The organism is Desulfohalovibrio reitneri (genome assembly GCF_000711295.1).
Classification (GTDB): Bacteria; Desulfobacterota; Desulfovibrionia; order Desulfovibrionales; family Desulfovibrionaceae; genus Desulfohalovibrio; species Desulfohalovibrio reitneri.
This window is the reverse complement of the sequence record NZ_JOMJ01000004.1, coordinates 525,038-538,017: the sequence shown is the minus strand read 5'-3', so window position 1 is coordinate 538,017 and position 12,980 is coordinate 525,038. Positions and strand designations below refer to the sequence as shown.

The window sequence follows — 12,980 nt, the reverse complement described above, 5'->3', positions numbered from 1 at the left end:
GTAAGGACCGCCCCTGAGGAGCGTGTTGTGGAACGATTCGGCCCCCTGCGGACATTTTTGCTCGGCCTGCGCGTGCTGGGCAGCGAGCTAGCCTGGCTGCTGATCCTGGCCATGCGCCGCATCGAGATCAAACAGATGCGCAAGCGCCTGGACGAGGAGTATCTTCTGCTGGGCAGGCTGACCAGGGAACGGCCCGAAGGGGACGAGAAACGCGAACTCGCCCGGCGGCAGGTGGATTTCCTCGGCGAGGAGATCGCCATGCTACGGGACGATCTTGACGCCCGCAGGCGGGAGTGGATCGACGCGCGCGTCGCCCGCTGGGGGCTTGAGGAGAAGGCATGCGAGTAATCATCGCCTCGGACCACGGCGGGTTCGAACTGAAACGGCTGGTGCGCGACCATCTGCGGGGCAAGGGCTTCCAGGTGGACGATCTGGGGCCCGAGGAGGCCGTCTCCTGCGACTATCCCCCCTTCGCCAGGGACGTCTGCGAGAAGGTTCTGGAGGACGGGGAGGCGCTGGGCGTGCTGGTCTGCGGCACGGGCCTGGGCATGTCCATGTCCGCCAACCGCGTCCACGGCATCCGCGCCGCGCTGTGCCACAACGAATTTTCCGCCCGCATGGCCAGGGCGCACAACAACGCCAACGTCCTGTGCCTCGGCGAGCGGGTGCTCGGCCCCGGTATAGCCCTGGACATCCTGGAGGCCTTTTTGGGCACGGAGTTCGAGGGGGGACGCCACGCCAAGCGCATCGACCTCATCGACGCCCTGGCCGAAACCGGGGAGACGGCCTGAGCTCGGCGCATTCCGCCGTAATCCGACCAAGCCAAGAAAGGAAAACCGAATATGGATCTCGATCAACAGACCGTGGCCGTCATGAAGGGGCTGGTCATGGACGCCACCCGGCAGGCCGACTCCGGCCACCCCGGAGGCCCCTTCTCCGCGGCCGACTTGAGCTACGTCCTGTTCAAGGACTTCCTGCGCTACGACCCCGACGACGCCACATGGTACGACCGCGACCGGTTCATCCTCTCGGCCGGACACATGTCCACCCTGCAGTACGCCCTGCTCTACCTGCAGGGACGGCTGGACATGGAGGACATCAAACAGTTCCGCCAGTTCGGCTCCCGCACCCCCGGCCACCCCGAGGTGGGCGAGACCCCGGGCGTGGAATGCACCACCGGTCCCCTGGGACAGGGCGTGGCCATGGGCGTGGGCATGGCCGCGGCCGAGGCGCACCAGCGCGCCACCCTGGGCGAGGACATCTGCAACCACTCCACCTACGTGGTTGCCTCCGACGGCGACCTGCAGGAACCGGTAGCCTTCGGCGCGGCCACCCTGGCCGGGCTGTGGGGCCTGGGCAAGCTCATCGTGCTGTACGACGCCAACCAGGTGCAGCTGGCCGGACCCACCTCCCGCGCCGAGTGCGCCGACTACCAGCAGGTCTACGAGGGCATCTGCTGGCACGTGCAGAAAATCGACGGCCACGACCACGAGGCCGTGCGCAAGGCCATCCAGAACGCCCAGCTGCGCACCGACTCCCCCTCTCTGATCATCTGCGACACGGTCATGGCCAAGGGCGCGGCCACCCTCGAAGGCGACTTCGAGACCCACGGTGCGCCGCTTGCCCCGGATGAGATCAAGGCCACCAAGGAAAATCTCGGCCTCTCCGGCGACGCATTCTTCCAGTGCCCCGAGGCGGTGCTGGAGCACTTCCGCGCCAATGACGACAAGCGCCGCGCCGATGTCGCCGCCTGGCGCAAACGGCTGGAAGCCAAGCTGGCCGACGCCGGGTTCAAGGAAACCTGGGAATGGCAAAGCAAGCCCGCCCGGGAACTGACCTTCGACTTCCACGAGTTCGAGCCCGGCAAGGCCGTGGCCACCCGCAAGGCGTGGGGCTCCTGCCTGGAGGCGCTGTGCTCCCAGCTGCCCACCCTCATGGGCGGCTCCGCGGACCTCGACCCCTCCAACCAGACAGTCAAGTTCCGCGAAACCGTGGGCACTTTCACTGCCGAGCACCCGGAGAACCGCTACCTGGCCTTCGGCGTGCGCGAGTTCCCCATGGGCGCCATCGCCAACGGCCTGGCCCTGCACGGCGGGGTGGTCCCCTTCACGGCCACCTTCCTGACCTTCTCCGACTACATGCGCAACGCCGTGCGCATGTCCGCCCTGCAAAAACTGCGGGTGTTGCACGTCTACACCCACGACTCCTTCTATCTGGGCGAGGACGGCCCCACCCACCAGGCCATCGAGCACACCGCCAGCCTGCGGCTCATCCCCAACATGCTGGTCATGCGCCCGGCCGACGCCAACGAGACCAAGGTCTGCATCGAGACCGCCCTGCACCAGGAGGACCGGCCCACCTGCCTGCTGCTGACCCGCCAGGGCCTGCCCACCATCGACCCGGCCGAACAGCCCGACGTGCTCGACGGCCCCCGGCTGGGCGGGTACATCCTCAAGAATTGCGACGGCCCGCCGGAAGTGGTCATCCTGGCCACCGGCTCCGAGGTTTCCCTGGCCATGGAGGCGGCCGAACGCATCCAGGCCAAGGTGCGGGTTGTCAGCCTGCCCTGCCTGGAGCTGTTCGAGGAGCAGGACGAGGAGTACAAGCGGGCTGTGCTCGGCCCCCGCTCCGCCCTGCGCGTGGCCGTGGAGGCCGGTCGTCCCGAACCCTGGTACAAGTACGTCGGTCTGGACGGCCTGGTCCTGGGCATCGACCACTACGGCCATTCAGCGCCTTCCAAGGTGCTGGCCGAAAAATACGGCTTCACTGCGGACAACCTTGTCTCGCTGATCCAAGCACGTCTTGAGCGCGCCTAAGGAGGAAGACGACATGGAAGTGCCAAGCAAAAATCTGGCCCTGGACCTGACCCGCGTGACCGAGGCGGCCTCCCTGGCCTCCGCACGGTGGCTCGGCCGGGGGGACAAGAACTCCGGCGACAAGGCGGCCGTGGACGCCATGCGCAAGTCGTTCTCCTCCCTGGACATCGACGGCACGGTCATCATCGGCGAGGGGGAGAAGGACGAGGCCCCCATGCTCTACAACGGAGAGCAGCTGGGCACCGGCAACGGTCCCCGCGTGGACGTGGCCGTGGACCCGGTGGAAGGAACGCGTTTACTGGCCTACGGGCGACCGAACGCCATCTCCGTGGTGGGCGTGGCCCCGGCCAACACCATGTTCAACCCCGGCCCCAGCTACTACATGAAGAAGCTTGTGGTGCCCGAAGCCGCCTCCGGCGTCATCGACATCGACGCCCCGGCCGGGGAGAACCTGACCAAGATCGCCAAGGCCATGGACAAGGACGTGGACGACCTGACCGTCTTCGTTCTGGACAAGCCGCGCCACGCCAAGCTCATCGATGAAATCCGCGAGGTGGGGGCGCGCATCGCCCTGTTCACCGACGGCGACATCACCGGCTCCCTCATGGCCGTGGACCCGCACTCGGACATTGACGTCATGATGGGCACCGGCGGCACCCCCGAAGGCGTTCTCTCGGCCATCGCCATCCGCATCATGGGCGGCTCCATGCAGGCCAAGCTGGACCCCCAGGGCGGCGGCGAGAAAACCGCCCTCATCAACGCCGGCATCGACACCCGCCACGTGTTGACCGAGAAGGAACTGGTCAAGAGCGACGACCTGTTCTTCGCGGCCACCGGCATCTCCGGCGGCTCCTTCCTGCACGGGGTCAAGTTCACCGGCAAGGGCGCCGTGACCCACTCCATGTCCATGCGCGGCCTGACCGGCACCATCCGCTACATGGAGGCGGTGCACAACTTCCGCACGCTGATGAAGGTCAGCGCCGTCCCCTACGACTAAACCAATCCAGCGCGCCGCGCGGCCGGAAATCCGGTCGCGCGGCGACCATTGATTCCAGGGCCGCATCGGAGTACCCTTCGCCTCGACGGCGAGGGGAAGCTTTCTCTTTTTTTCCGACCGGAAGGCGCTCATGGCCCTGGATTCATCACTTTCCGTGCTGGTTTTCACCGAAAACCGGAAAACTGCCGACTGGATCGCCTCGGTCCTGGGCAAACTGGGACTGAATAAAGTAACCAACGCCTCCACCGCCAAGGAGGCGGCCTCGGCTGTCTCCCAGGGCAAGGGCGGCCTGGTGGTCGCCGAGCATACCGGCGAGGGCAAGGCCGTCCACTCCCTCATCAAGACCCTGCGCGACTCGGCCAAGCACCGAGCCACCCCCATCCTGCTCATCGCCGGAACCGAGGAAAAAGCCCTGGCCGGGTTCGCGGCCAAGGACCCCAAAGCGGACTTCCTGGCCAAACCCCTCTCCGCCAAGGCCTTCGCCCAAAAGCTGGCCGGTCTGGTCCAGAAGAAGCCCCAGCCGGGACCAGCGGGAAAAAACCCCGCGCCGGAACCCGCCTCCGCATCATCCCGAGAAGCCCTGGCCCTGCTGCGCGCGGGCAAGGTGAATGAAGCCAAGGGGCACTTCACCAAGCTCCTCAAGGAGCACGGTCCTTTCGCTGACCTCTCCCTGGGGCTGGCCCTGGCCCACGCCCTGGCCGGGGAAAAGGAACAGGTGAACAGCGTCCTGGACAGTCTCATCGAGACCCGCCCGGACCTTCCCCAAAAAGACGCCGCCACCACGAAAAAAACCGATCCCGCCGAACCCGCTGAAGACCTGCCCGAAGGCGAGGTCAACGGAATCTGGCGTCAGCACAAGCCCAAGGAGCGCCGCCAAAAGGCTTACGAACATTTCCAGCCCAGCCACGATAAGCGGGAGGTATTCCGCCTTTTCGCACCCGACTGGTCCGCCGGTTTTTCCGACAAAAAAGGCACCCTGCAAATGGTGGACATCAGCTTCGGCGGCTGCGCTTTCGAAGCCCCCCGCCCCGCCCTCGAACGCGGCCAGAAACTCGGCGTGGACATATACCGCGACCAGGAAAAAGTCCTGGAGAGCATTCCCGCCACCGTCATGCGAGTGGAGCCGGAAGTCGTCGGCGTCAGGTTCGACGAACTGGAGCGTCGCCAGGAGGCCTTCCTCAACGAAAAACTCCGCGAGGAACAGAAAAAAGGCGCCGCCACTTCCCAGGAATTCCAGTCCAACGCCAAGGACTCTTCCAAGGTCATCAAGCTCTCGCTGTAAGGGGAATCGCGCGGTGTAGGGCACCCCCTTGTCGCCGCAGGAGAACGCCCCCCTCACCCCTCCCATCCTTTGCCCAGGGCTCTTTTCTTGGCTGCCCCGCCCTGAGACGTGATTCAAGAAGCAATTGGTGTTGGACACCGGCCTGATCCGTTCCCCGCGCAACCGCCAGCCCAAGCAAATTCACACCCGGATTCCGCGCTTTCAGTCCCACCGGTGCGACCGGATGCCTCCCGAGCGGCAATCGCCTGCACGGCTTGGAGCCAAGAAACGCAAACAGCGGACACCATGGCTGTTTGAAAGGGGACGGCTATTCCGTCTGAAATGCTTTTTCGCCGCCCCCACGAGCGATAAAACACGTTCGAATCCTCAACTCAACAGCCCATAGCGCTGTTCGTAAATTGCTCGGGTGCCTGGAGTAAAGCATGAAAATTTATTGAGTAATGGCTCGGCTCCTTGAGCAGATCACGAAAAGTTGCACATTTAATTTTAGGATGTTAATGATTAAAAGTTCTTTGAAAACATCACGACGGATTAACAAATGGAGGCGGAATGCCGGATTCAGCCAGCAGCAGTATCTTGGAAAAGGTGTATACCTCCACGAACAACAACGAGCTTGAAGCCGCCTATGATGAATGGGCGGCAGATTACGACGCCCACGTCACGAGTTTTGGATGGAAAAGCCCAGCCGTTGTGGCGGGTCTGTTCGGCCGCTATGTGGGCAACCGCGACGCACGCATACTCGATGCCGGGGCCGGCACGGGCATGATGGGCGAACTGCTCATGATCATGGGGTTCGGCAATCAGATCGGCATCGATCTTTCAAAAGGGATGCTGGATCAGGCCCAAAAGACGGGCGCCTACACGGAATTGCGGCGTATGGTGCTCGGCGAGCCCCTTGATTTCCCGGACAATCACTTCGACGCATGCCAGTCGATCGGCGTGTTCACCGCCGGACACGCACCGGCCGCGAGTTTCGACGAACTGGTGCGCATCGTCGCACCGGGCGGATACATTCTCTTCAGCCTGCTCAAAGACATTTCCGATGAGGGCGGCTTCCAGGCCAAATTCGACGCCCTGGCGAGCGAAAAACGATGGGAACTGGTGGAAAAGACCCCCGACTACTCCGCCTTGCCGTACGAAGATCCCGACATCATACACAATTCCTTCGTATTTCAGGTCCTGGCTTAGAACGAGCCCCCGGGTTTTACCCACGTGCGGGGGAGCGCGGGAAATACCAGCCCTGAAATGGATTGCGGTCCAGCGCGGAAATACCCGCCCTGGATTGCAAGGGCCAAAACTCTTCATCCCCCTTTGATCGAGAGCTCGATCAAAGGGGGATGAAGGGAATAACCACATCCGTTGGTATCGGAGCCAGAATCATCTCCAGCCGCCGCTTCGCCGGGGGTGCCCCCTCCTCCCCCGTCATCTCGACGCGCGGCAACGCGCGATATACGTGCAGGATTATCCTGCCGCGGGTCCAGGGCCGCGCAGGCCCTGGTCGCCCGCAGGACGAAATTTTCCCTGCTCTACTCCCGCACTTCGTCCAGCGCCTTGATGAGCGGTTCCAGACGGGGGCGCTCATTGATGTTGTGGACGTCGATGTGGCGGATGACGCCCTTGGTGTCGATGATGAAGGTGGCCCGTTCGGCGGTGCCGTCGGAACGCAGAATGCCAAAGCGGGAAGCCGCCTCGCCGTGGGGCCAGAAGTCGGACAGGGCCGGGAACCAGACTCCGCCCATTTCCTCGGTCCAGGCGTAGATGGAGGGCAGGTTGTCGGTGGTGATCCCGATGACCACGGCGCCGCGTTTTTTGATCTCCTCCTCGGCCAGGTTGTAGGCGGGCCACTGGGCCGAGCAGACCGGGGTGAAGGCGGCGGGCACGAAGGAAAGGACCACGATCTTGTCGCCCCGGTAGTCAGAGAGGCTGACGGTGCCGCCGGAGATGGCGGGCAGGGTGAAATCCGGAGCCATGTCCCCCACAGCCACCTTGAGCTGGCTGTCCTGCGGCTTAAGGTGGCCGGGGTCGTAGACGGTGGGTTGGGACCAGGCGGTTGTGGCGAGCAGAAGCGCCAGGAGGACGGCCGCGGGAAGGGGGAAGAGCCGATTCGTGTTCATGGCGTTCACTCCATGTGCGACTCAAGCAGTTTGAGGAACGCCTCGGGCCCGGAAAAGCGGCCTTCCTGGAAGAGCAGCACCTCGGGCTCGTCCCCGCGCAGGTCCAGGAACATGTAGGAGGGGGTTCCGGGACGCCCGTAGGCGGTATGCGCCTCGTACTGCGGGTCCACCACCGCGGGCATTGTCAGGCCGTACTTCTTGGTGAAGAGATCGACCTCGTACCGGGTGTTGCCCAGCCCCACGGCCACCATTTCCAGCCTGGGGTCGTGGTCCCGGCTCATCTCGTAGAGCCGTTGCAGGTCCGGGGCCTCGGCCTGGCAGTGCGGGCAGAAGGAGTTGAACAGGACGACCAGCAGGTACGGGGCATCGACCTCGCCGAGGGAGAATTTCTCCACGTCGGGCCGCAGGCCCAGCTCCGCCGGGTTCTCCGGCGCGTGGAGCGTTACATCCGGCGGCGCCTCGCCTTCAGAGGGGAGCGCCAGGGCGGTGCCGGAGAGAAGGCACAGGGCCAGGGTCAAAGCGGTGCACAGGATGGCGATCTTTCTCATGACGATGTCCTCGCGACGACCTCTCCTCCGTAGGAGAGCATGACCTTGCGCAGGGCCTCCTTGTCCGCCTTCCTGCGGGCCAGCGGCTCGCCGCCGGTGGTGGGCAGGTGGTCGGAGAAGGGGGTGCGCTCGGTGTTCTTGTAGAGCACGCCGATGGGGATCTTTTGCTCGCCGAACTCCATGGCCTTTTGCATGGCCTGGTTCCAGTCGGTGGGGTCGTGATCCTCCAGCTTGTAGGTGTGCTCCTTGTACCAGGCGAAGGTGTTGACCTTGTTGAAGGAGACGCAGGGCTGGAAGATGTCCACCAGGGCGAAGCCCTTGTGGTTGATGGCCTGTTGGATGAGGTCGGCCAAGTGGTCCTGCTCGCCCACGAAGCCCCGGGCCACGAAGGAAGCCCCCATGGACACGGCCGCGGCCACGGCGTTGAAGGCCGTGGAGGGCGCGCCGAAGGGCTGCGCCTTGGTCTTGTGGCCCTGCATGGTGGTGGGGCTGGCCTGGCCCTTGGTCAGGCCGTAGATCTGGTTGTCGTGGGTCAGCATGGTGATGTCCACGTTGCGGCGCATGGCGGCCAGGAAGTGGTTGCCGCCCTCGCCGTACTGGCAGCCGTCGCCGGACTCGGAGATGACGACCATCTCCGGGTTGGCCAGCTTGGCCCCCTGCGCGGGGGGCAGGGAGCGGCCGTGCAGGCCGTTGAAGGCGTTGCAGCGGATGTAGTGCGGAGCCTTGGCCGCCTGGCCGATGCCGGAAACGAAGCAGACCTGGTGCGGGGCCAGGTCCAGCCCGGCCAATGCCTGCTTGACCGCCTTGCGCAGGGCGAAGTTGCCGCAGCCTGGGCACCAGGCGGTCTCGAATTCGCCGTAGTCTTCCACGGAAACCATGCAAACCTCCCTATGCCAGGGCGTCGAGTATGTACTTCTTGGTGAAGGGCAGGCCGTCGTAGCGGGCCACGCGCCGCTCGATGCGGAAGCCGCATTCCTTGTGCAGGAGATCGGCGAACTGCCCGTCGTGGTTGCCTTCCACGCCGATGACCTCCCCGGCCCGCTCCAGCCGCTCCATGAATTGATCGGGAATCAGGGGGTAGACCTGGGAGAAGTGGAGCACGCCCACGGACTTGCCCCGCTCGCGCAGCCCGTCCGCCGCCTCCAGGGCGGGGCCGAGGGTGGAGCCCCAGCAGACCAGCAGCGCGTCCGGGTCGTCGTCGCCGTGGTGGTCGGGCGGCACGACCTCCTTCTTCAGCAGGTCCAGCTTGCGCAGCCGCTTGTCCATCATGCGCACCCGCACGCCGTGGTCCTCGTTGATGTGGCCGGACGGGTAGTGCTCGTCCGAGTCCAGCACCACCAGCGCCTCGGAGAACCCGGGCACGGCCCTGGGGGAGACGCCGGTCTCGTCGTTCCAGGCGTACCGCTCGTACTCGCCCGGGTTGTCCGGCTCCAGCACCGGCCCGGCCACCTCCGGCAGGGAATCCAGGTCGAAGGGGTCGATGGCCCGGGTGGAGTCGGCCAGATACTGGTCGGTGAGCACGAAGACCGGTCCCTGGGACTTCTCGGCCTGGTCGAAGGCGCGGTGGGTCAGGCGGAAGCACTGCTGGATGTCGCCGGGCGCGAAGATGGCCCGGGGGAACTCGCCGTGCCCGGAATAGAGAACGAGGTTGAGGTCGCCCTGTTCCGTGCGGGTGGGCAGGCCGGTGGCCGGACCGGGCCGTTGGGCCAGGACCAGCACGAAGGGCTGTTCGATCATGCCCGCCAGGGAAACGGCCTCCTCCATGAGGGCGAAGCCGCCGCCGGAGGTGGCCACCAGCGGGGTGGCTCCGGCCCAGCCCGCGCCCAGGGCCATGTTGGCCGCGGCTATCTCGTCCTCGGCCTGCTCCACCACGATGCCCATTTCCTTGGCGTGCTTGATGAGGGTCAGCGGCACAGAGGTGGACGGGGTCATGGGGTAGAAGGAGCAGAAATCGCAGCCCGCGGCCATGGCCCCCATGGCGATGGCCTCGTTGCCGTTCACCGCCAGCCGAGTGCCGGAGGCCATGGGCGGCGCGGGACATTCGAACAGCTCCCCCTGCCCTTCCTTCCATTCGTAGGCCTTGCGCAGCACTTCCTGGTTCTGGCCGACGACCTCGTCGCCCTTCTTGTGGAAGGTCTCTTCCATAAGCTTTTGCACCACGCCCAGGTCCACGCACACGGCCGAGGCCAACACGCCCAGGGCAACGGTGTTCCGGTAGATTTTCTTGCTCGCCAGCTCGTTGAGGGGCACGCGGAAAACCTTGTCGTACTCCACCTCGAAGGACTCGTCAGCCACCACCACGGCGCGCCCGGAGAGCTGGTCGCGATGCTTGCCGAAAGTTTCCTGGGAGAGGCAGACCAGCACGTCGATCTCCTCGCGCGGGGCCATGACAGGTTCCGGCCCGAAACGGATGGAGTAGGTGTTGTGGCCGCCACGGATGCGGGAGAGATAGTCCTGGGTGACGTGCACCTCGTAGCCGGACCGGACCAAGGCGCTGGTCATGAGGCCGCCCACAGTGGCCAGCCCCTGGCCCGCCTCGCCTCCGATGGTAACATTGACGTCGGACATCATGGCTCCTTATGCGCCGTCGAGGATCTGGTCGTCCTGCCTGAGGGAGAAACCCTCTGGGTCCTCGTAGAAGAACTGCAGGTCGGAGAGCATCATGTACTGCCCGCGCGACTCCTGCACCATGCGCTCGGCGAAGCGTCGCTCGACGCCGTCTTCGGCCCCGGCCGCCCAGCCCTCGAAGAAGCGGATGGCCTCGGTGGTCCGCTCCATGCCGGTGTTCACCGCGCCCAACTCGCTTTGGCAGGCGTTGACAGGTCCCTTCCCCTCCACCACGGACTTGACCGAGGGAAGGAGCTCCTCCTCGGGAACGGTGCAGGCCCCGGTGAACGACTCGCCGCCCTTGACCTTCTCGTAGATGTCGTGAATCCGGGCGACCTGGGCCCCGGCATCGTCGCGCAGCGTCTCGAACACCTCCTTGCCCGGTCCGGACTCGCACTTGCCGATGGCCTCGCGGTAAAAGGCCGCGTTCGACTCGATGATCTCAAGCGCCTTGCACAGCAGGTCCTCAACGCGAGAGGCCATGACGGCACCTCCTGGTTATTCCTTTTCGGCGGGCCAGGTGAAGACCCGCGCGCCCAGTTCCTTGTCCAGCATGTAGAGCGCGCCGCCGTCGCCGACCAGCTTCAGCTTGCCCACCAGTTCGTCGAAGGAGGCTTCCTCCTCCACCTGCTCGCCCACGAACCACTGCAGGAAATTGTTGGTGGCGTGGTCCTTGTGCTTGATGGCCAGGTCCACCAGGTCGTTGATCATGGACGTGACCTTGCGCTCATGCTTCAGGCCCTCCTTGAACACGTCCAGGGCGGATTCCCACTCGTGGGGCGGCTCCTCCACGGTCTGCAGCTTGACCCGTCCGCCGGCCTCGTTGACGTAGTCGAAAAACTTGGTGGCGTGGAACAGTTCCTCCGCGGCCTGGTTCTTCATCCACTGGGCGAAGCCGGACAGCCCCTGGTCGTCGAAATACGCGCTCATGGAAAGGTACATGTAGCCGGACCACAGCTCCCACTTGATCTGGTCGTTGAGCGCCTGCTCCATTTCCTTGCACAGCATCGTCGGTATTCCTCCTGAAAGAAGTTGCTATCCATTTTCCGCCAGCATACCGGACCCGGCCCATTTGGCAAGGGGGTATCCTCGGGGAATGGAGCCGGAAAGCGCCCGGAGGGCAATGATTAGTTGAACAGAAAGCCCAGCAGGTACTTGCCGGCGGTGAAGAGAATGACCGCGGTGAGCAACAGCTTGATGAGCCGGGCGGGCACGAAGCGCTGGCAGCGCGCGCCCAGGTATATGCCCACCAGGCCGCCCAGGCCGAAAAGCAGGCCCAGCCGCCAGTCAGGAGCCACGGCCATGCCCGGAAAGAAGGGGGCGATGAGGTGGTAGAAGAGCACCCCGAAGACCGAGGTGACGAAGGTGCCGCACAGGGCGGCCCCGGCCACGGTGTGCACGGGCAGCCCCAGCACGGCCACGAAGAAGGGTGCCACGATGGCCCCGCCGCCGATGCCGTAGACGCCGCCCACCACGCCGACCGCCAGGCAGAGCCCGAACACGGCCGGGGTGGAGAAGGTATGGCGTTCGCCCTCGAAGACGTACTCGCCGCCGCGCCAGTCCAGTCTGGCCCCGGTCACGGCCATGGGGCCGGAGGGCGCTTTGCGCCCTCCCCCGCCCCTGGCCGCGTCGCGGGCCATGCGCGCGCCGATGTAGAGAAGCACCAGCCCGGCGAAAGCCTTGAAGGCCGTGGGGTCCGGCAGCCAGGCCACCCGGACCAGCGCGCCCAGAAAGACTCCGGGCAGGGTTCCGGCCGTGACCGCGATGACCAGCGGCCAGACCATGCGCCCCTCCCGCAGATAGCGGTACACCCCGCCGGGAATGGCCACGATGTTGAAGACCTGGTTGGTGGCGCTGACCGACGGCGCGGTGTAGCCCAGCACGCTGACCTGGAAGGGCAGCAGCAAAAAGGCCCCCGAGACGCCGCCCATGGAGGTCACGAAGGAGACCGCCAGGGCGGTCAGCGGCGGCACCCACAACGGGGTCTCGACCCCGGAGACGGGAAAGAGCAAGCCGGACTACTCCCGCTGGTCGCGGGCCACCTTGTGCACCACAGGACGCACCAGATCGGTCAGGGTCTCCCGCAGAATCTCCGCCGCCTTGCCGGAGCCGGGAACGACCGTGCGCTCCACGGAGCTGTTCAGCTTTTCCTCGTAGACCACGCCTTCCCCGACCTTCTCCACCTTGACCAGCATGGACAGGCTGGAGGTGTAGTCGGTGACGCTCTCCTCCTTGATCCAGGCGTCCAGCACCTCGCCGCGCACCACGTAGTCGGTCATGGGCCGGTAGTCCTCCTCCTGGTAGGCCATGGTGCAGCCAAGCTTCTGGAACTGGTCGTAGAAGGCGCGGCTGACCCACTCGTTGACCGGCTTGGAGGAGTAGATGGAGGAGCCGTCGTTCTTCACGCCGACGGCCTCCCTGTCCCGCGAGTCCTGGAAACGAACCACGGTCACGGAGCCGGGGCAGTCCACGTCCATGGGCGCGGGCTCGTAGCCGAGCATGAGGGTGTTGGGCGAACCGCAGCCCGCCAGCAGAAGAGCCATGGCCAGAAGCAGGGGATAACGAAGAAAACGCATGGTATCTCCTTGGTGGATGGTGTCCTGTCGTACGCTTCCT

General features: G+C 65.1%; 14 protein-coding genes. 6 read left to right on the top strand and 8 right to left on the bottom strand.

Annotated features, from left to right (window positions below):
• Positions 1-27 precede the first annotated feature (27 nt).
• The 6 genes from N911_RS0115080 (at position 28) to N911_RS0115055 (ending at position 6,283) form a co-directional block, all read left to right on the top strand.
• Complete coding sequence (locus N911_RS0115080) at positions 28-348, top strand: hypothetical protein (protein ID WP_029898583.1); 321 nt, start codon at positions 28-30, stop codon at positions 346-348.
• Entirely contained in the window at positions 339-791 is a 453-nt protein-coding gene (gene rpiB / locus N911_RS0115075) for a ribose 5-phosphate isomerase B (RefSeq protein ID WP_029898581.1), read from the top strand. The genes N911_RS0115080 and rpiB overlap by 10 nt, the downstream gene beginning before the upstream one ends.
• Positions 792-842: 51 nt before the next feature.
• Positions 843-2,816: a transketolase gene (gene tkt / locus N911_RS0115070; protein WP_029898579.1), complete on the top strand. Its 1,974-nt coding sequence runs from the start codon at positions 843-845 to the stop codon at positions 2,814-2,816.
• 13 nt (positions 2,817-2,829) lie between these two features.
• Positions 2,830-3,813, top strand: a complete 984-nt coding sequence (gene glpX, locus N911_RS0115065) for a class II fructose-bisphosphatase (protein WP_029898578.1) — start codon at positions 2,830-2,832, stop codon at positions 3,811-3,813.
• Between the two features lie 130 nt (positions 3,814-3,943).
• Complete coding sequence (locus N911_RS0115060; protein WP_029898576.1) at positions 3,944-5,095, top strand: PilZ domain-containing protein; 1,152 nt, start codon at positions 3,944-3,946, stop codon at positions 5,093-5,095.
• Between the two features lie 549 nt (positions 5,096-5,644).
• Entirely contained in the window at positions 5,645-6,283 is a 639-nt protein-coding gene (locus N911_RS0115055) for a class I SAM-dependent DNA methyltransferase (protein ID WP_029898574.1), read from the top strand.
• A 338-nt stretch (positions 6,284-6,621) separates the two neighbouring features.
• Here N911_RS0115055 and N911_RS0115050 read toward each other — a convergent pair whose 3' ends face one another.
• The 8 genes from N911_RS0115050 to N911_RS0115015 form a co-directional block, all read right to left on the bottom strand.
• Entirely contained in the window at positions 6,622-7,209 is a 588-nt protein-coding gene (locus N911_RS0115050; protein WP_029898572.1) for a redoxin domain-containing protein, read from the bottom strand.
• A 5-nt stretch (positions 7,210-7,214) separates the two neighbouring features.
• Complete coding sequence (locus tag N911_RS0115045; protein WP_029898570.1) at positions 7,215-7,757, bottom strand: TlpA family protein disulfide reductase; 543 nt, start codon at positions 7,755-7,757, stop codon at positions 7,215-7,217.
• Positions 7,754-8,635, bottom strand: coding sequence for a thiamine pyrophosphate-dependent enzyme (locus N911_RS0115040; RefSeq protein WP_029898568.1), 882 nt, complete (start codon positions 8,633-8,635; stop codon positions 7,754-7,756). Before N911_RS0115040 ends, N911_RS0115045 begins: the two co-directional genes overlap by 4 nt.
• Before the next feature lie 10 nt (positions 8,636-8,645).
• Positions 8,646-10,325, bottom strand: a complete 1,680-nt coding sequence (locus N911_RS0115035; protein ID WP_029898567.1) for a 2-oxoacid:acceptor oxidoreductase subunit alpha — start codon at positions 10,323-10,325, stop codon at positions 8,646-8,648.
• 9 nt (positions 10,326-10,334) lie between these two features.
• The gene (locus N911_RS0115030; protein ID WP_029898565.1) at positions 10,335-10,847 is read right to left on the bottom strand and encodes a ferritin family protein; all 513 of its coding nucleotides are present in this window, start codon (positions 10,845-10,847) and stop codon (positions 10,335-10,337) included.
• Positions 10,848-10,862: 15 nt separating this feature from the next.
• Positions 10,863-11,372, bottom strand: a complete 510-nt coding sequence (locus N911_RS0115025) for a ferritin (RefSeq protein WP_029898563.1) — start codon at positions 11,370-11,372, stop codon at positions 10,863-10,865.
• 119 nt (positions 11,373-11,491) lie between these two features.
• Positions 11,492-12,376, bottom strand: a complete 885-nt coding sequence (locus N911_RS0115020; RefSeq protein WP_029898561.1) for a sulfite exporter TauE/SafE family protein — start codon at positions 12,374-12,376, stop codon at positions 11,492-11,494.
• A gap of 6 nt (positions 12,377-12,382) precedes the next feature.
• Complete coding sequence (locus N911_RS0115015; RefSeq protein ID WP_029898559.1) at positions 12,383-12,940, bottom strand: hypothetical protein; 558 nt, start codon at positions 12,938-12,940, stop codon at positions 12,383-12,385.
• Positions 12,941-12,980: the final 40 nt, after the last annotated feature.

What these genes read in the sequence shown, in the direction of transcription:
- N911_RS0115045 (WP_029898570.1), bottom strand. Translation starts at nt 7,757, where the DNA reads ATGAGAAAGATCGCCATCCTGTGCACCGCTTTGACCCTGGCCCTGTGC.
- tkt (WP_029898579.1), top strand. Translation starts at nt 843, where the DNA reads ATGGATCTCGATCAACAGACCGTGGCCGTCATGAAGGGGCTGGTCATG.
- N911_RS0115030 (WP_029898565.1), bottom strand. Translation starts at nt 10,847, where the DNA reads ATGGCCTCTCGCGTTGAGGACCTGCTGTGCAAGGCGCTTGAGATCATC.
- N911_RS0115035 (WP_029898567.1), bottom strand. Translation starts at nt 10,325, where the DNA reads ATGTCCGACGTCAATGTTACCATCGGAGGCGAGGCGGGCCAGGGGCTG.
- rpiB (WP_029898581.1), top strand. Translation starts at nt 339, where the DNA reads ATGCGAGTAATCATCGCCTCGGACCACGGCGGGTTCGAACTGAAACGG.
- glpX (WP_029898578.1), top strand. Translation starts at nt 2,830, where the DNA reads ATGGAAGTGCCAAGCAAAAATCTGGCCCTGGACCTGACCCGCGTGACC.
- N911_RS0115015 (WP_029898559.1), bottom strand. Translation starts at nt 12,940, where the DNA reads ATGCGTTTTCTTCGTTATCCCCTGCTTCTGGCCATGGCTCTTCTGCTG.
- N911_RS0115060 (WP_029898576.1), top strand. Translation starts at nt 3,944, where the DNA reads ATGGCCCTGGATTCATCACTTTCCGTGCTGGTTTTCACCGAAAACCGG.
- N911_RS0115025 (WP_029898563.1), bottom strand. Translation starts at nt 11,372, where the DNA reads ATGCTGTGCAAGGAAATGGAGCAGGCGCTCAACGACCAGATCAAGTGG.
- N911_RS0115055 (WP_029898574.1), top strand. Translation starts at nt 5,645, where the DNA reads ATGCCGGATTCAGCCAGCAGCAGTATCTTGGAAAAGGTGTATACCTCC.
- N911_RS0115050 (WP_029898572.1), bottom strand. Translation starts at nt 7,209, where the DNA reads ATGAACACGAATCGGCTCTTCCCCCTTCCCGCGGCCGTCCTCCTGGCG.
- N911_RS0115040 (WP_029898568.1), bottom strand. Translation starts at nt 8,635, where the DNA reads ATGGTTTCCGTGGAAGACTACGGCGAATTCGAGACCGCCTGGTGCCCA.